The organism is Gloeothece verrucosa PCC 7822, from assembly GCF_000147335.1.
Classification (GTDB): Bacteria; Cyanobacteriota; Cyanobacteriia; order Cyanobacteriales; family Microcystaceae; genus Gloeothece; species Gloeothece verrucosa.
In genome coordinates, this window is sequence record NC_014501.1 from 1,475,669 (window position 1) to 1,493,427 (window position 17,759).

A 17,759-nucleotide genomic window follows, 5' to 3' on the forward strand; every position below is an offset into this window, starting at 1 on the left:
TTAGTTATTAGTCGTTGGTAATTAGTTAATATTCATTAGTCATCAGTTAAGAGTAAAACACGTTAATAAATAATGAGTAATGCTTAACCTGTGATCAGTCACTAACAACTAAGGGCTAACAACTAAGGACTAACAACTAATGACTAAAGACTAAAGACTAAAAGGACTAACAACTAATGACTAAGGACTAAAATGTTACAAATAATAGAAGGTTTATTTAACGGAATTAGTATAGGTTCAGTATTACTGATCGCCGCCCTCGGACTAGCCATCGTTTTTGGACTCATGGGAGTGATTAATCTTGCTCACGGGGAATTGATGATGTTAGGCGCTTATACGACTTTTGTGGTGCAAAATGGCTTTAAAGTTTTAGGCGATCCTTGGTTTAATTATTACATCTTTTTTGCCTTACCGTTGGCTTTTTTAGTAGCCGCCTTAACGGGGTTACTTTTAGAAAGAGGAGTGATTCGTTTTCTCTATGGGCGACCATTAGAAACTTTATTAGCCACTTGGGGAGTGAGTCTCATTTTACAGCAATTTGTCCGCAGTGTAAGCTGGCTTTTAGTGATTAGTATTGTTGTCTTTTGCGGCTTATTTTTTGTGTCTTGGTGGGTCTTGAAAAATCGCCCCAATTGGGACAGCATAAAACCCCGAGTGATCGCTATTACTCTCCCGCTTTCTTTAGCCATTGCTACGGTTAGCGGCATAGCCATCAACCAAACGGAACAACTCGCTTTAATCAAGCCTTGGTTTAGTGCTAGAAATGTTGATGTAACTGCCCCTAAATGGTTACGAGGTGGGCTACCTATCGGCAGTTTTCAGATGCCCTATACAAGGATATTTATTATCATTTTGACGATTCTTTGTGTGGTAGGAATTTATTGGTTTTTAAATCGTTCTATATGGGGCTTACGCATTAGGGCAGTGACGCAAAATCGGACCATGAGTGCTTGTTTAGGTATCCCGACAAATCGCGTGGATGCTTTAACATTTGCTTTGGGTTCTGGGTTAGCGGGAATTGCTGGCTGTGGGATTAGTTTTTTAGGTTCAGTAGGTCCTAATACAGGACAAAATTATATTGTAGATACTTTTATGGTAGTGGTGGTTGGTGGGGTCGGTAATTTGTTAGGAACGATTATTGCGGCTTTAGTAATTGGCATTCTAAACTATCTCATCGGTTCCGGTACCTTAGCCTTAATTTTAATGCCGATTGAACCGTTAAAAGGGTTAACAGATATCTTGACTTTTTTTGCCACAAGTAGTATGGCAAAAGTGATGATTTTTGTGCTAATTATTGCCTTTTTACAAATAAAACCGGCTGGACTCTTTCCTCAAAAAGGACGCACAGCAGAACTGTAAATGATGAAGTGTTAAAGAATAAAAATGTTAACTGTAGATGTTTCACCCAAAAAGGAAGAAGTTAAAAAGCGTCAACGTCAATTCCTGTTAGAGGGAGCCATTATAGGAGGTGTTGCTCTTATTTTAGCTCTGTTGATGCCTTTTATCCTTTCACAATTTAGGCTCAAATTATTAGGACGATTTTTATCACTCTGTCTAGCCGCATTAGGCATTGATTTAATCTGGGGATATACCGGGCTTTTAAGTTTAGGTCATGGCATCTTTTTTGCCCTTGGGGGGTATGGGTTAGCCATGTACCTCAATTTACAACTCCCTGCCGGACAACTGCCAGAATTTTTTACCCTTTATGGAGTGACCAAACTGCCGCTATTTTGGCAACCTTTTCATTCATTATTTTTTACGGTTATCGCCATTATTGTCATTCCTAGTTTGGTGGCGGGTTTATTGGGTTATCTAATTTTCCGCAATCGAATTAAAGGGGTATATTTCTCCATTTTAACACAAGCGGCTTTATTAGTTTTCTTCAACTTTTTTAATGGACAACAACAATTAATTAATGGAACTAATGGATTAAAAACCGACACTCAAACCCTTTTCGGGGCTTTAGTCGGTTCGGATGGCGTTCAATTAGTTTTTTATGAATTAACCATCTTGTGTTTAATTCTGGTTTATTTACTCTGTCGCTGGTTAACAAGTGGACGGTTTGGACGGTTATTAAAAGCTATTCGAGATGATGAAATTCGGGTTAGATTTTCCGGATATGACCCCACCGGTTTTAAAGTAGTAGTTTTTGCGATTTCTGGGGCCATTGCTGGCATTTCTGGGGCCTTATATACAGTCCAAAGCGGCATTATTGCCCCGAGTCCCTCCTTAGAAGTTGCCTTCTCAATTGAAATGGTTATTTGGGTAGCGGTAGGAGGTCGAGGAACCTTAATTGGTGCTATCGTAGGAACCCTATTAGTCAACTGGGGCAAAACTTTTTTAAGTGAACAATTTCCCGAGATTTGGCTATTCTTCCAAGGGGCATTATTCTTAATTGTCGTGACGGTACTTCCCGCAGGAATCATCGGAGGACTAGACAAAATTCGCTCCCTATTCGGTTGGCAAAAACGCCTAGTCACTTATCCCGCTATTGATGAAAATCCCGAAGTTCAACAAGAAAAAGAAAAAATCATCGATTAAACCTCTAATTGATCCCGATTCATCTGCATTCATTTGTGGAAAAATATCAAAACCATGACCCAAAAAATCCTAGAAATACAAAACTTAACCGTAAGCTTTGACGGATTTAAAGCCCTCAACCAGCTAAATTTTAGTATGGAATTTGGAGAACTACGAGTTATAATCGGCCCCAACGGTGCTGGAAAAACAACATTTTTAGATGTCATTACCGGCAAAGTGCAACCAACAGTAGGACGAGTGTTGTTTAAAGGGCGTAATTTGCAAAAAATGCCTGAACATAAAATAGCCCGCTTAGGAATCGGTCGTAAATTTCAAACGCCAAGAGTTTATCAAAACTTGACCGTAAAAGAAAATTTAGATTTAGCGGCTAATCAAAATAAAAATGTTTTTTCCAGCTTATTTAGTCGTCCTCGGGCTTCAGAACAGCGTCAAGTGAGTAGTTTATTAGAAACCATAGGCTTAATGGCTAAAGCCGACTTACCCGCCGCCTTACTATCTCATGGAGAGAAACAACGCTTAGAAATTGGTATGTTAGTGGCTCAATCTCCGGATTTATTATTAGTGGATGAACCGGTGGCAGGGTTAACAGATGAAGAAACGGAAAATGTCGGGAAATTATTATTAGCTTTAGCCGAGAGTCATTCGATTATTGTCATTGAACATGATATGGAATTCGTCAGACAAATTGCGCGAAAAGTAACCGTATTACATCAGGGTTCTGTGTTGTGTGAAGGCAGCATGGATGACGTGCAAAATAATCCGCGAGTCATTGAAGTTTACTTAGGCACTAAACCGAGTATTTCCTCTCATCAATTAAAAATTCTCCGCATCATGGCTTCTCTAGCTTGGGCTGATGGAAAATTAGCCGCCGAAGAAGTAAATATTATCATCTCTCGTTTAAGTCGTGTCTTTTCCCGAGATAGTGAAGAACAAGAAAGATTACAACAAGAGTTAAAAGATTATTTGCTGACTGATGTTGATATTGATAATTTACTGAAGGAAATAACCAGTGATGAGGAACGAGAATTAATTCTTAAGTTAGGTTATCAAGTGATCAGTGTATCTTCTGATGAAACCCAGAGCAATGAATATGAGTTACGGGCTTATCAAAGATTAGTAGAAAAATTGAATTTACCCACAGAAGTAGTACAGCAAATTGAAGCCAAAGTTACAGCAGGAGTTAACCGATGATTCAAGGGGATATAACAGCGACTCGAGAAAGCGATAACATCTTATTTCCACCGATGTTACAAATTTCTAATATAAATGTTTATTATGGAGAAAGTCATATTCTTCGAGAGGTAGACTTAAGCATCGCTAGAGGAGAAATGGTTTGTCTCATCGGACGAAATGGGGTAGGAAAAACCACCCTACTCAAAACTATTATGGGGCTGTTAAAACCCAAAACCGGCACGATTAATTATCTCAATCAAAATATTACCAAATTATCCCCAGATAGACGGGCTAAACAGGGAATAGGTTATGTTCCCCAAGGACGAGAAATCATTCCTCGCTTAACAGTAAAAGAGAATTTATTATTAGGGTTAGAAGCACGTCAAAAACCGAGAAAAGTTAAAGAAGAAATTCCTGACGAAATTTTTGAACTCTTTCCCGTTTTAAAAACCATGTTATCTCGGATGGGAGGAGATTTAAGCGGCGGACAACAACAACAATTAGCCATCGCTCGTGCTTTAATGGGGAAACCCCAATTACTCTTATTAGATGAACCCACCGAAGGCATACAACCGTCGATTATCTTAGAGATAGAAGCCGCCGTGCGGCAGATTATTCAAACCACAGGAATATCTGTATTATTAGTGGAGCAACATTTACATTTTGTGCGGCAAGCGGATAAATATTATGCGATGCAAAAAGGCGGCATTGTTGCCTCGGGTTTAACCCGTCATTTGAGCCAAGATATCATTCAGAAATTTTTAGCGGTTTAAAACAATGAGCTAGAACTAGCAGTTATTATCGAAAATTCGGGGTCTAAAATTCAGATTTTCCCCCCTCGCGGGGGGTTGGGGGGATCACTCCAGGGCAGGGGATAAGGCGATAAAATTAGTACAATGCCCTATTCATAAAGCCAGGGTTTAATCGTCGGTTCCCAGTTAGCTAACTCATCACCAAACCAAAGACTAACTTCTTGCGCCGCCGTTTCCGGAGCATCAGAACCATGAATCAAATTGCGGCCAATGTCAACACCATAATCTCCGCGAATAGTACCCGGTTCAGCATTAAGGGGGTTAGTTGCGCCAATAATTTTTCTCGCCGCAGCAATGACACCTTTACCTTCCCAAACCATCGCCACCACAGGGGCAGAGATAATAAAATTAACTAAGCTGCCAAAAAAGGGACGTTCTCTATGAACATCATAGTGTTTTTCAGCGAGTTCTCGGGACACTTGCACCATTTTCAGTCCCACTAACGTAAACCCTTTAGCTTCAAAACGGCGAATAACCTCGCCGACCAAAGCGCGTTGTACCCCATCGGGTTTGACCATTACAAAAGTGCGTTCCAAGGTGATCTCCTTTGGTTTAACAGATTATCACAAAAACCAGATTAACCTATTTAGGACGCTAATTAATCTGTTTTGTGATCTGATAGACCATTTTAGTCATGAGCGCGAAATAAACTTAATTTCCCTTTCCTGAAACACAAACTTGAAGTAACTCCTCAATTCCCCCAACCGTAAAGATAGGAACCTTGAGCCGCTCTTGCACATCTTCCACCGTCAGATCATCTAAAAACTTAGGTTCATCATGTTTAAGCATAACAGAAGGCAATAAAATCCCCTCTCCCAAATCCTTTTCTTGTAAACCCTCGATTAAATCTTGCCCAGTTAACAACCCTGTCACGGTAATTTCTTGTCCCCAATAACCACTATTTAAAGGAGCCAAACTTACCGTTAAACCCTCAACCTTATTTAACTGTTGTACCAAAGGCTCAAACGCTTTTTCTACGGCATTTCCCACCACCCAAGTTAATTGTTTTGCCGGAGTAATAGTCGCTGGCAATAATTTTTTTGCCGAAGTTTTAAACGCTTTAATAAACTGACGAATCGACCCTACACCATTACCGATTTGGGGATAATCTTCATAATGAGATTCTGGCGGTAAATCTTGTCGCCCAATTAAAAACCATTCATCGGCTAACCAAGCAAAATTCGTGCCTAATTTTTTTCTAAATTTAGCTTGTAATTCTTGAACTTGAGCAATGACTTCTCTGGCTTTTTCTTGACTAACTGGTATTAATTCATCTTCCCCCGGACGAAACCGAGTTAACCCCACTGGCACCACAGCCGCCGAAATTACAGCCGGAATATCTCCTTGATGAAATTGGGCTAAATCGAGTAATGTTGTTTCTAAATGTTTACCGTCATTAATGCCCGGACAGACCACCACTTGAGCATGAATTTGTAGCCGCCGCTCAAGAAACCATTGTAATTGTTCTAGGATTTTTCCGGCCCGAGGATTTTTTAATAAGCGCGTGCGAATTTCCGGTTCAGTGGCATGAACTGAAACAAATAGAGGAGACAGCCGCATCTGTTCGATTCTTTCCCATTCCCGCGCTGTTAAATTGGTTAGGGTTAAATAACTTCCATAAAGAAAACTGAGACGATAATCATCATCTTTTAGGTATAAACTATCTCGTTTACCGGGGGGTTGTTGGTCTATAAAGCAAAAAGGGCAGCGATTATTACATTGAATTAAACCATCAAATAGAGCCGTTTCAAATTCTAGCCCTAAATCCTCATCATAATCTTTTTCTATTTCTAGATGATGTGTTTTTCCTTTGGCATCGATGACTTCTAGTTCTAAAATTTCCTCGGCACAGAGAAATTGATAATCAATTAAATCTCTCGGTTGTGTGCCATTAATAGAGATAATCTTATCTCCCGGCTCAAATCCTATTTCAGCCGCTATGGAATTGGGTAAGACTTTACTAATCCGAGCAGGACGAATTGTGGTTTTACTCATCCGTGTTATCTAATACTTTTTAAATCCTAACACGGATTGAGATTGGCTGTGTGAGGATTTTTAGATAGGTTTCTCAACGATTAAGGTTCTCGAAGCTCTTTGCCATAATTGACAAATCCAGCACCGAGAAAAGGGGCATATCCATTGAGCCTATCTTGTTGAGCGATTCTATCCTGACTATGGAACAAATCCCCTATGAGTATACTCATAGTTATGACCGTCGCCGCAGTAATCAGATAGTTACGAATAACCTGATGGTTAAAAATAATGTTTTTCATTTTGCACTCCTCACATTCACACCGATGTCGATCAACTTAGTTCGGTAGCTTTGACTCTATTCGCCCAAATGAGCAAGGGGTTAAGCCAAAGACTAGCCAACTGTGATCAGCTACCTTAAAAACAATATCTATTTGAGGGTAGTATTATATCACATAAAACCGTTCAGTGGAAGGGTTAAGCCCTATCAGTTTCAAATTTTTCAAAGAGTGTTAACGCTTAACTCAATTCCCTACATCCCATAGCCTTATTGTGTTATAATCTCCATAGAGAGTATGGATTTGTAGAATTAGTTAATTTTCGGTATTGACAGATTCTAGTTCTGTGTTGAATATTGGAAGGCTGCTCTGCTAGGGTCTGAATCTCTCACCACATTTTTGATTCAGGAGACAATTAATGTCGATTTACGTTGGAAACCTCCCTTTTGAAGTGGAAGAAAAGCACATCAACGAAATTTTTGCTGACTATGGACAAGTTAAACGAGTTTATATGCCAGTAGATAAAGAAACTGGTCGCCGTCGAGGTTTTGCTTTTGTAGAAATGGAAAATACCTCTCAGGAAGATTCAGCCATTGCTGAATTAGATCGGGCTGAATGGATGGGCAGACAACTGAAAGTCAATAAAGCCAAAGAGCGTGAAAACAGCCGAAGTCGAGATGGGGGAGGCTATAGAAATAAATCTCGTTTCTAGACAATTGTTAATACAATAAAAAGTCAAGAGTGCTATTGATTGACAGTTTCGATCACTCTATGATATAAAGTGGGATGAATGAGGAATTACTGTGGCAAAACGTCGAAATTTAAAAAAAGAGAAAGCACAAAGAAATCAAGCCTACGCTCGTCAGTTTCGTCGTAAGTCATCCCAAAATACAGGGAGAGGCAACCGACAATATCGTAGCCGACGAGATGACTCAGATAACGCTGAAGAAAAAGAAGATAATGCAGCGTAAAGCTCATTAATCAATAGTCATTAGTCAATAGTCAATAGTCATGAGTCGTGAGTTAACAGGCAGTGGAAAATAGACAATTGACTAATGATTCATAATTGATAACTGTTGCTAAAATCAGAGCAGTTATTTAGAACTGCAGAATTATTTTTATCTCCAGCGAATCAGCCGTTAATATTCCCGCAGAAATGATTCATTATGGCATGACCAAAACCGCTCAGATTGCGATTGCCAGAGGATTAGCAGAAACCACAGCCGGGACAGAAATAACCGTTAATTCCATATTAGCCGGGCCAACCCTGTCTGAAGGGGTAGAAGAATTTGTCTCTCAAATGGCGGCTTCACAAGGTAAAGATATTGCGACGGTAGAAAAAGAATTTTTTCAAACCCTGCGTCCGTCCTCCCTGTTACAGAGATTTGCTACACCCGAAGAAGTGGCTAATCTAGTTACTTATGTGGCGAGTCCCTTATCAAGAGCCACTAATGGGGCCCCTCTTCGCGTTGAAGGAGGGATAATTCGTGCGGCTATCTAATCATACTCTATTAACAAGCTGTGCTGTTTTCAAGCGAATCAGAAGAGGAGAAAATAGCTATAATTAAAAGTAGCTCAATGTAGATTTTTGCCTAACTTTATGAAGTTAAAAAAAATTTTGCTTCTCCTAATTTTCTTACCCATTTTAATCATGGCTTTTTCTCCGGCAGCCTGGGCAGAAAATCAAAGCATTTGGGAGCAAAAAACCCCTCTTCTAGAAAAGAATTCTATCGTCGTTTATAGCGATCCCTCATGTGGTTGCTGTGAAGGCTGGATCAAGCATTTAAATAAACAGGGATTTAAAGTAACCAATATCAAAACGCCAAATGTTTTTAGTATAAAAGAAAAGTATCAAGTCCCAGAACAACTAGCATCTTGTCATACAGCCTTAATTGATGGCTATGTGATCGAAGGACACGTACCGGCAAAAGACATTAAGCGGCTAGTGCTGAATAAATCTGAGCTACAAGGGCTATCCGTCCCTCAAATGCCTGTGGGAACTCCAGGAATGGAAATGGGCAACCGAAAAGACCCCTTTTCAGTGGTGGGGTTTGAAAAGAATGGCAAGACAAGCATTTTTGAAACATATCAGTCTTATTAGTTAGCTTTGGGAAAACCGTCTTTGAAATTTCCGAAAACTAAAATTAATTAATGTATTACTTCTAAAGGAGCTAAAATTCTTTTAACCGGTTTTCCCTTTTAATCCCTATGGCTACCTTAGAACAATACCAAGCCTTAGAACTAAAGAACCAACAATTACAAGCGGAACTCGATAAGCTCCGCCAAGAACAGCAAAGATCATTAGAAATACAAGAAAAATTCACCGAAAGCGAAGAACGCTGGCAATTAGTCTTAAGAGGGAATAATGACGGGATCTGGGACTGGAACTTAAAAACTAATGAACTGTTTCTCTCACCCCGTTGGAAAGAAATGTTAGGTTATCAAGACGACGAACTAGAAAACCATTTTAAAACTTGGAGAAAGCTTCTTCATCCCAAAGATGTAGAACGGGTGATGGAAGTATTACATGAACACTTTGAAGGCAAAACAGCCTATTATGTCGTGGAATTTCGCCTGCAATGCAAAGATGGCAGTTATAAATGGATTCTCTCTCGAGGACAAGCATTGTGGGATGCAACCGGTAAACCCGTGCGAATGGCAGGGTCTCATACCGATATTAGCGATCGAAAAGCCAGACAGAGTTTATTACGCTCTCTGATTGATTGTATTCCTGACTTAATATTTTATAAAGATGCTCAAGGAATTTACCGGGTCTGTAATCGAGCCTTTGCCGAGTTTTTGGGACGCAAAGATAAAGAAATCCTTGGCAAAAGCGACTTTGATTTGTTTTCCCGTAAGATCGCTTCTCAAATACACCACTATGATACCCTGTTGATGCAACAAAACAATTCCCACCGCAATGAGGAATGGGTAGCCTACAAAAATGGAAACCGTCGCCTTTTAGATACTTTCACCACTCCCGTATTAGGGTCAGATGGCGAAGTCTTAGGAATTATCGGCATTAGTCGAGATATAACAGATCGCAAACAAAAAGAACAAGCCTTAGAACAACAAGCCAAACGGGATCACTTACTCAGTTGTATTTCTCGACCCTTGATCGATCAAGACCTGAATACAGCTATCAATTTTATTTTACAAGCTCTTGGGGAATGTACAGGGAGTGAACACGCCTATATTATTCGTTTCTCAGACTGTCAAGCTTCATGGAGTATGAGTTATGAATGGTGTAATCCCCATAACCCGAAAATTGTATCAGAGCTTGAAAAATGCCAAAACCAATCTGTCGATACTTTTCCTTGGTTTACAAAGCAATTATTAAGCGGCAAGACCGTTAAAATTAATCGTTTACAAGACCTGCCCTCAGAAGCGACAGCCGAAAAAGAAGCTCTCTTAAAGAGTTTAACTCCTTGTGTGTTAATTGTTCCCATGATTAACGCCGGCAAAACAGTAGGATATTTAGGACTAGATGCCGGCTCTCATAAAACATGGACGAAAGAAGATGTACACTTATTAAAACTGATCGGAGAATTTATTGCGATCGCTGAGTCCCGTCACGAAGCACAAGCCGCCCTAGAAGAATCACAAGCACGCTTTGCAGGTATTCTAGATAATGCCAATGAAGCGATTATCTCCATTGATGAAAATCAACAGATCACTTTATTTAACCATGCGGCCGAAAAAACCTTTGGTTATCAAGCTCAGGAGGTCATAGGACAGTCATTTAACTTACTTTTACCCTCTGACTATGGCGAAATTCATCAGCAGTATATCAATACATTTGCCAAAGCCTCCCAGACAGCAAAACAAATGGGGGGAAGAAATCCGGTTTTTGGTCGTCGCCAAGATGGCACAGCGTTTCTGGCTGAGGTTTCTATTTCTAAACTGGTTCAACGGGGAAAAATTCTTTTTACTGCCATTGTACGAGACATCACCGAACGTAAGCAAGCTGAAGAAGCCTTGAAACAGGCCAAAGAAGCGGCAGATAATGCAAATCGGGCAAAAAGTGAGTTTCTCGCTAGTATGAGTCATGAATTGCGAACTCCCCTCAATGCAATTTTAGGGTTTACTCAGGTATTGGCCAGGAATTCCGCTTTAAAAGAAGAGGAAAAGACGAATTTAGAGATTATTAGCCGCAGTGGTGAGCATTTATTGGATTTAATTAATGACATTTTAGAGATGTCAAAAATAGAAGCCGGTAGAACGACTTTTAATCAGAGTAGTTTTGATTTATATCGGCTTTTAGATAGTTTAGAAGATATGCTGCGGCTCAGAGCAGAGGCAAAAGGATTACAATTAATTTTTGATAGCGCCTCTGATGTTCCCCAATATATTCAAACCGATGAAGGAAAGTTGCGTCAAGTGTTAATCAACCTGATCGGTAATGCCATTAAATTTACTGATGAAGGAGGCGTTACCCTGCGGGTTAAAAGCGGGGGGAAAGTGCCGCTAGAGTCCCCTAAAATGGCGACTATTACCTTTGAAGTTGAAGATACTGGGCCGGGTATTGCTCTTGATGAAATCGATAATTTATTTGAAGCCTTTGGACAAACAGAAACGGGTAGAAAATCTAATCAAGGGACTGGTTTAGGTTTACCCATTAGTAAAAAGTTTGTCGAACTGATGGGCGGAGAAATTCGCGTGAGTAGTGTGCCAGGTAATGGGAGTTTATTCGCTTTTGATATTCAGGCACAATTGGCAGAAGCTAAACAAATTAAAAAGAATCATCCCGAAAAGAAAGTCATGGGTTTAGTTCCCCATCAGCCTAAATATAGAATTTTAGCGGTGGATGACCGTCTTGAAAGTCGTCTATTATTGGTGAAACTTTTGACTTTAATGGGGTTTGATGTACGAGAGGCAACTAATGGAAAAGAAGCGGTAGAAATTTGGGAAGAATGGAACCCTCATCTAATTTGGATGGATATGAGAATGCCGGTTATGGATGGTTATGAGGCGACTAGACAGATTAAGTCTAGTATTAGAGGGCAAGCAACCGTTATTATTGCTTTAACGGCTAGTGCTTTTGAAGAAGACCGGGCGATGGTATTATCGGCCGGTTGTGATGATTTTATGCGTAAGCCTTTTAGAGAAGAGATGCTATGGGAAAAAATGGCCCAACATTTGGGGGTTCAATATATTTATGATCATTCTTATTCTTATCAGGTTGCTGAGAAAGATTCATCAGCCGCGACTCTTAAAAGTCTTCAATCTGAAATCGCTTTGATGCCTACTGAGTGGCTGACACAACTACATCAAGCGGCTTGTGAATGTAGCGATGATCTCATTTTAGAATTGATTGAACAAATTCCGCCTCAGCAAACTGAATTGAGAAAGAATTTGAGGCATTTAGCGAATAATTATCTGTTTGATCAAATTCTAAAATTGACATCTTGAATATCAGCAAATTTACTCATCACACCTTAAAACTCGACTATTTTAGCGGATTAAGTGCTTATTTTCTTAGCTGAGTGTTTAAGCATAATTACTCAGTATTTTCAAAGGTGCAAGATGTGAGTATACTCAACATCAACCTAGCAAATCATCCTATAGTCACTCCCATGATAAATAAAAGCTTCAAAAAGTCTATAACCCTGTTTTTGGTTGTTCTAGGTGGATCAGTTTGCTTGCTCCAGAAAGGAGTTACCCAGCCGATTGAAACATCTTTACAAGAAAGATACAGGTCTGCTATTAGAGATGCAGCTTTGGTTGATGAAGAGGGGAAAGATTTTGATAATTTAATTCAAATTACGCCAGACAACCCGTTCCTAAAATCATCCTGGGATGAAACTCAGACAAGGATTTTAGTTGTGACCTGGAAAAGCCAGCGTACTTATGATCAATACATAAAACCTTTCAGCAATAGCCCGGAGGAGAAAAGAAATAAACTAACCTGGGTAACAGTTGCTCCTCAAGTTAAAGAGTTCTGTAAACAATATTTACGAAATAATCCAAATGCCACAGAAGCAGACTTAAACCTACGTTTAAAGCAGTATCTTGGATTAGATCCTAAGTGGAATTATGATGTCTTTGTAGAACTGTGGGTCAATCCTAAAGATCTGTTTCGCCCTTGCGTTGATCCAGAAATTACAGATACAAAATGTAATAGAAAGTGGGGAGACGAGATCCCTAAAGTAATTGGAGCAACTCCAGATGCATCAATCTCAGACTATAAGCTCTTTTTCGAGAACCTGTACTATATAAGTATCCGTCCAGGACTCCAACCCTTTACTGGTCTCGGCTATACCTATGATTGGAGCAGTCCAAATGGCCGAGTCGGTGCCAGCGAGTTTATTTTAATTCCCGGAGCCGCTTACACAATTAATGGTCAGCCAGTTCCCACTCTAAAATACTGCCAGTCATAAAGGTTGGACTTTGGACAAAGGAGAAAATTCATTTTCCGACCTCCTAATTAGAAGTAAAATACTACTTTGCAGAAATTAAAGATCAGACTTTAATTAACAATTTTGGCCCCTTCCATATCTAAAGAGAGTGCTTGCACTTGCGCCGCTACCCCTTCATTTTCCCACGCCACCCTCATCGCTTCAGTCACCCTATCCGCTTCACCCTGAGAACTTAAAGCGAGTAAAGTGGGACCTGCCCCACTGATTACCATACCATAAGCCCCGGCTGCGATAGCCGCTCGTTTCACCGCTTCGTAACCTTTAATTAAACCTTGACGATAGGGTTGATGCAGCTTATCCTCCATCGCCATAGCTAACCAGTCTCCTCGCCCCTGTTCGAGTCCTTGTAACAATAACCCTAAACGTGCAATATTAAAAATAGCATCAGCGCGGCTATACTGAGTGGGTAAAACGCCTCTCGCTTCTTGAGTAGATAATTCAAAATCCGGAATAGCCACAATGGGAATCAGTTTGTCATACCAGGGAATCTCGCAAATTTGCCAATTCCCCATTTCCCCCACACATAAGCGACTGCTTCCCAATAAAGCGGGAACCACATTATCGGGATGTCCTTCTAAAGATATGGCTAATTCCATCACTTCAGATTGAGTTAAAGGGTTACCGGCTAGATAATTTGCCCCCACTAAACCCCCTACAATGGCTGTGGCTGAACTTCCTAACCCTCTGGCTAAAGGAACCCCTAATTTGATCTCAATTTCTACAGCAGGAACCGGTTGATTGAGATGTTGATAGAAAAGCGCAAAAGATTGATAAAGTAAATTAGTTTTATCTCGACTAACCCGTTCTGCTTCTGCGCCGCTTACGAGAATTTTCTCTTCGGTTTCTGAAGTGAGAGTAAACTTAAATTGATTATAAAGGGTTAAAGCGGCTCCTAGACAATCAAAGCCTGGACCAAGATTAGCGGTAGTAGCAGGAACGGTTAGGGTAACGGTCATTTCTTGTTTTGAATTACATTACATATATTTAGTATAAATGACTAAAGACCTGCAAACCACTCATAACCTTGGTCTTCCCAATAGCCTTTCCGAGGAAATAATTGATTGACCAAAGTAATCTGTGTTACCCACTTACTTTGCTTATAACCTAGTTTAATCGGAGAAGCTAATCGAAGTGGTGCGCCATTTTCCACAGGAAGCGGCTGACCATTTTTTTGATAAACCATTAACGTTTGAGGATGTAATGCTGAAGCTAAATCCCAACTTTCATAATAGCCATCTGCTGATTTAAAATAAACATAACGAACATGAGATTTGGGTTGTACCATCGCCACTAAATCCCGTAAGCGTACCCCACCCCATTGCACTATTGCCGCCCAACCTTCTACGCAGACATGGCGAATGGTCATGGAAGTAAAGGGCATATTCTTGAGGTCAGTCAAGCTTAATTGTATAGGATGATTGACTGCGCCATCAATGGTTAGTCGATAAGTTTCTGGGTCAATTTGGGGAGTTAAATCAAAGGTATTAACTAATAACGCCTCCTCTTGAATCGCACTAGCAGGAAACTCAGGGACGGGTTTTTCTGGATTAAATAACAAAGTTTCAACAGACTGATTTAAGGGTTCAAAAATTTTATTAACTTTATCCTCAAAAAAAGTTGAGCCACAACTATTCAGTAATAATCCTAATCCAGAAAGACCGGATAGCTCCAACACTTGACGACGTGACAGACGGGAAAAGTTAATCCGTTTCATTATTTGACAATCCTCTCTCAAAACGTAGCAAATATCGATTTTATTAGACGTATTCCACCTACTTTAAAAGCCAAAAAGCCATGCCATAAAGTAAAAATAATTAGGATCGGTATAGTTAGAAAATGAACAGTTCTTAGGGTTTGCCAATTTCCAAAAGAATCGACAATCCAGTGCAATTGAGCCGGTTTGTACATTCCTAAACCAGTAATAATCGCTCCTATTAATACAGGAATAATAGCCGTATAAACTAAGCGATGCCATCCATAGATTTTTCTTTTAGGATTAGAACTAACTCGTAAAGCTTTTAAATCATTGGCTCCCATAAACCGATGTTGCCAGCGTCGAGTCAGAAAAATATAAAGACCATATCCGAGTAAATTAAGTGAAAATAACCACATAGCCGCAAAATGCCAATGTCTGCCGCCTCCTAACCATCCTCCTAATAAAAATAGTGAGGGAAAATGCCAACCTGAACGTCCGCCAAATACTGGATTAGCGTTGTATATTTGTAATCCACTGCCGATCATTAACAGTAAACTAATGAGATTCGTCCAGTGAAAAACTTTAGCCAGTAATGCCTGACGTGGAAGTTTAGAAGATTTAGTCCGTTTAGATAGATTAAACATAACTTTTATAGTGGTAATTTGGGAAAAAGTGGAGCTAGTAAAAGTTGAATTTTAATATCCCAACCCAACAGAATTATGATGGCTCCTCCTACTAACAAGATTCCCCCAAGTCGTTGTAATCTGTAGCTGTGGAAACGTAAACCTAATAGTCGCTGACTTAAATAACGTCCACCATAAGCAATCACCAATAACGGAACAGCAGACCCCATTCCAAAGGTTACTAAAAGAGCAAAAGCCGCAAAAATCTGATGTTGAACGGCGGCTAAAACTAGAATACTTCCTAACACTGGACCAGCACAAGGAGTCCACAATAAACCTAGTTGAGTTCCCAAGTAAAATTCACCTAAAAGCCCCAATGGTAGAGCCTGTTTAACCGATTTTCCCACAGGGATAAGACTAAATAAACGATAACTCCATTGGGGAAAAATCGCCAACAGTCCTAAAATAAATAAAAGGGCAAGTGCTACAGTTCGGAGTATACCAGCTAATTCACTCAACCAACTAGCTGCCACTCCTAAAAGGCTTCCGGCTACCGCAAACCCACTGATTAATCCAAAGACTAAAAACATTGGGCCAAAACGATGAGATTGAAAAGAGCGCCCTATTAACAGTGGAATAATAGGTAAAATGCAAGGCGATAGGACAGTTACAAATCCTGCTAAAAAAGCTAATCCAACTGATAGGACAGTAGCAGACATAATATTAACCTAGAAGCTTACGAATCATTTGTTCTGTTTCTTGATAGGCTCCTTCTCCTATATGGTCATAACAAATTAAACCTTGACGATCAGCTAAGAATAAATGAGGCCAGTATTGATTACTATAAGCATTCCAGGTTTTATAATCATTGTCTACTGCAACCGCATAGGAAATTTGCCTTTGTTCCATTGCTCGTCTAATATTTTTTAGCTCTCGTTCGTAGGCAAATTCAGGAGTATGAACCCCGATGACTTTTAATCCTTTAGTTTTATATTGGTTATGCCAGCGAACTATATAAGGTATAGTCCTCTGACAGTTAATGCAGGCAAAAGTCCAAAACTGTATTAAGATAACATTGCCTTTAAGATCCGCAATGGTTAAAGGTTTAGAATTTAACCATTCAGTAATCCCTTGAAAATCTGGCAGAGCTTTATTTGAAAATGAGGCAGTAAGTCTCTTATTAAAATCAATGGGATTAGCATTATTTGACGAGGTAGAAGCAGTTAAAGATTGTTTAACGTCAAAATGATGAGGCATGACCACTGCTCCAACTCCTGTTATTCCCATTCCCAGGTAAGTTAAAAATTGTCGCCGCTTAAGCCAGTTGTTGTTTATCCAATGTTTTTTCATAAACTAAGCGAAATTTAGACGTATTTTCTGGCTAAAAAATTAGATAGCGTTTCCCAAGTTCGTGAGGTAAGTAGGTGGACAAAATTAAAGTTAACTGTAAGATTGGGCAATGGGGTTGCGGGGAAAGGGCAATGGGTAAGAGTTAGGAGAGAAATACATTTCTTAATACAGAAAGCTTTATTTATGTCCAGGTACTTATAGCAGAAGTCAGAAGGGAAATTCTTGTCAGAAAACAGATGTAAATGAGTCAAGCTGTCCTAATTACAGGAGGGGTTGCTATATATGACGAAGAAATTGTTTACAGATGAACCTTGCCCAGAACCGTGCGCGTAGCCTTCAGCCCAGCAGCCGGGCCCTGACGAAAGGAACGGTCTTGAAGGGACAGATAAATACAGATAAATTTGTACCTCAGCAGATTGAGAACCGCTCTATTTTTCAATGTTTCATAGTATCGCCCTGTTTCATAGTATCGCCCTGTTTCATAGCATCGCCCTGTTTCATAGCATCGCCTTGTTTCATAGCATCGCCCTGTTTCATAGCATCGCCCTGTTTCATAGTATCGCCCTGTTTCATAGTATCGCCCTGTTTCATAGTATCGCCCTGTTTCATAGCATCGCCCTGTTTCATAGCATCGCCCTGTTTCATAGCATCGCCCTGTTTCATAGCATCGCCCTGTTTCATAGCATCGCCCTGTTTCATAGCATCGCCCTGTTTCATAGCATCGCCTTGTTTCATAGTATCGCCTTGATTACTATTACTTGGACTATCAGTATTAGTCGGTGCTGCATTAGAATTGGGTGCAGTATCACTTGTGTTAGTGGTATTACCAGAACAACCACTTAAACTAATAATAAAAAATAAACCCGCGAGTAAACAGAACATTTTGGTCTTCATAC

Annotated in this window: 19 protein-coding genes and 1 pseudogene; 11 read left to right on the forward strand and 9 right to left on the reverse strand. The window is 39.9% G+C overall.

Annotation, left to right across the window (positions count from 1 at the left end):
- The first annotated feature begins 192 nt into the window (after positions 1–192).
- The 5 genes and pseudogenes from CYAN7822_RS06620 (at position 193) to urtE (ending at position 4,487) form a co-directional block, all read left to right on the forward strand.
- Positions 193–1,359 (forward strand): ABC transporter permease, encoded by a 1,167-nt coding sequence (locus CYAN7822_RS06620; RefSeq protein WP_013321465.1) that lies wholly within the window; start codon positions 193–195, stop codon positions 1,357–1,359.
- A 24-nt stretch (positions 1,360–1,383) separates the two neighbouring features.
- Positions 1,384–2,541, forward strand: coding sequence for an urea ABC transporter permease subunit UrtC (urtC, locus tag CYAN7822_RS06625; RefSeq protein WP_013321466.1), 1,158 nt, complete (start codon positions 1,384–1,386; stop codon positions 2,539–2,541).
- A 54-nt stretch (positions 2,542–2,595) separates the two neighbouring features.
- A pseudogene (gene urtD / locus CYAN7822_RS40350) lies at positions 2,596–3,330 on the forward strand (urea ABC transporter ATP-binding protein UrtD); the annotation flags it as partial.
- A 42-nt stretch (positions 3,331–3,372) separates the two neighbouring features.
- Complete coding sequence (locus CYAN7822_RS40355) at positions 3,373–3,732, forward strand: hypothetical protein (protein ID WP_425365335.1); 360 nt, start codon at positions 3,373–3,375, stop codon at positions 3,730–3,732.
- A 53-nt stretch (positions 3,733–3,785) separates the two neighbouring features.
- Positions 3,786–4,487, forward strand: coding sequence for an urea ABC transporter ATP-binding subunit UrtE (urtE, locus tag CYAN7822_RS06635; protein WP_041933551.1), 702 nt, complete (start codon positions 3,786–3,788; stop codon positions 4,485–4,487).
- A 128-nt stretch (positions 4,488–4,615) separates the two neighbouring features.
- Here urtE and ndk read toward each other — a convergent pair whose 3' ends face one another.
- The 3 genes from ndk to CYAN7822_RS06650 all read right to left on the reverse strand — a co-directional run bounded on the left by ndk (position 4,616) and on the right by CYAN7822_RS06650 (position 6,799).
- A complete protein-coding gene (ndk, locus tag CYAN7822_RS06640; protein WP_013321469.1) occupies positions 4,616–5,062 on the reverse strand; it encodes a nucleoside-diphosphate kinase in 447 nt (148 codons plus the stop codon).
- A 115-nt stretch (positions 5,063–5,177) separates the two neighbouring features.
- On the reverse strand, positions 5,178–6,521 hold the full coding sequence (locus CYAN7822_RS06645; protein ID WP_013321470.1) for a TIGR03279 family radical SAM protein: 1,344 nt from the start codon (positions 6,519–6,521) through the stop codon (positions 5,178–5,180).
- Positions 6,522–6,601: 80 nt separating this feature from the next.
- Positions 6,602–6,799: a hypothetical protein gene (locus tag CYAN7822_RS06650; protein WP_013321471.1), complete on the reverse strand. Its 198-nt coding sequence runs from the start codon at positions 6,797–6,799 to the stop codon at positions 6,602–6,604.
- 394 nt (positions 6,800–7,193) lie between these two features.
- Here CYAN7822_RS06650 and CYAN7822_RS06655 point away from each other — a divergent pair, with 394 nt between their 5' ends.
- From CYAN7822_RS06655 to CYAN7822_RS06675, 6 genes are all read left to right on the forward strand, one after another.
- Entirely contained in the window at positions 7,194–7,487 is a 294-nt protein-coding gene (locus CYAN7822_RS06655) for an RNA recognition motif domain-containing protein (RefSeq protein WP_013321472.1), read from the forward strand.
- A 91-nt stretch (positions 7,488–7,578) separates the two neighbouring features.
- The gene (locus CYAN7822_RS38620) at positions 7,579–7,746 is read left to right on the forward strand and encodes a hypothetical protein (RefSeq protein WP_013321473.1); all 168 of its coding nucleotides are present in this window, start codon (positions 7,579–7,581) and stop codon (positions 7,744–7,746) included.
- Positions 7,747–7,895: 149 nt separating this feature from the next.
- Positions 7,896–8,276 carry an SDR family oxidoreductase gene (locus CYAN7822_RS06660; protein WP_280990126.1) on the forward strand — a complete coding sequence of 127 codons (381 nt, stop codon included), beginning with the start codon at positions 7,896–7,898 and terminating at the stop codon, positions 8,274–8,276.
- A 99-nt stretch (positions 8,277–8,375) separates the two neighbouring features.
- Positions 8,376–8,876, forward strand: a complete 501-nt coding sequence (locus CYAN7822_RS06665; RefSeq protein WP_013321474.1) for a DUF411 domain-containing protein — start codon at positions 8,376–8,378, stop codon at positions 8,874–8,876.
- A gap of 107 nt (positions 8,877–8,983) precedes the next feature.
- Positions 8,984–12,187: a PAS domain S-box protein gene (locus CYAN7822_RS06670; RefSeq protein ID WP_013321475.1), complete on the forward strand. Its 3,204-nt coding sequence runs from the start codon at positions 8,984–8,986 to the stop codon at positions 12,185–12,187.
- Positions 12,188–12,351: 164 nt separating this feature from the next.
- Positions 12,352–13,155 (forward strand): hypothetical protein, encoded by an 804-nt coding sequence (locus tag CYAN7822_RS06675; RefSeq protein WP_049802507.1) that lies wholly within the window; start codon positions 12,352–12,354, stop codon positions 13,153–13,155.
- 89 nt (positions 13,156–13,244) lie between these two features.
- Here CYAN7822_RS06675 and thrB read toward each other — a convergent pair whose 3' ends face one another.
- The 6 genes from thrB to CYAN7822_RS06705 form a co-directional block, all read right to left on the reverse strand.
- The gene (thrB, locus tag CYAN7822_RS06680) at positions 13,245–14,150 is read right to left on the reverse strand and encodes a homoserine kinase (RefSeq protein WP_013321477.1); all 906 of its coding nucleotides are present in this window, start codon (positions 14,148–14,150) and stop codon (positions 13,245–13,247) included.
- A 41-nt stretch (positions 14,151–14,191) separates the two neighbouring features.
- Positions 14,192–14,908 (reverse strand): molybdopterin-dependent oxidoreductase, encoded by a 717-nt coding sequence (locus tag CYAN7822_RS06685; protein ID WP_013321478.1) that lies wholly within the window; start codon positions 14,906–14,908, stop codon positions 14,192–14,194.
- Between the two features lie 17 nt (positions 14,909–14,925).
- Complete coding sequence (locus CYAN7822_RS06690; protein ID WP_013321479.1) at positions 14,926–15,534, reverse strand: cytochrome b/b6 domain-containing protein; 609 nt, start codon at positions 15,532–15,534, stop codon at positions 14,926–14,928.
- A gap of 5 nt (positions 15,535–15,539) precedes the next feature.
- Positions 15,540–16,232, reverse strand: coding sequence for a cytochrome c biogenesis CcdA family protein (locus tag CYAN7822_RS06695; protein ID WP_013321480.1), 693 nt, complete (start codon positions 16,230–16,232; stop codon positions 15,540–15,542).
- A gap of 4 nt (positions 16,233–16,236) precedes the next feature.
- The gene (locus CYAN7822_RS06700) at positions 16,237–16,863 is read right to left on the reverse strand and encodes a thioredoxin family protein (protein WP_013321481.1); all 627 of its coding nucleotides are present in this window, start codon (positions 16,861–16,863) and stop codon (positions 16,237–16,239) included.
- 435 nt (positions 16,864–17,298) lie between these two features.
- Positions 17,299–17,757, reverse strand: a complete 459-nt coding sequence (locus CYAN7822_RS06705; protein WP_063820727.1) for a hypothetical protein — start codon at positions 17,755–17,757, stop codon at positions 17,299–17,301.
- Positions 17,758–17,759 lie beyond the last annotated feature (2 nt).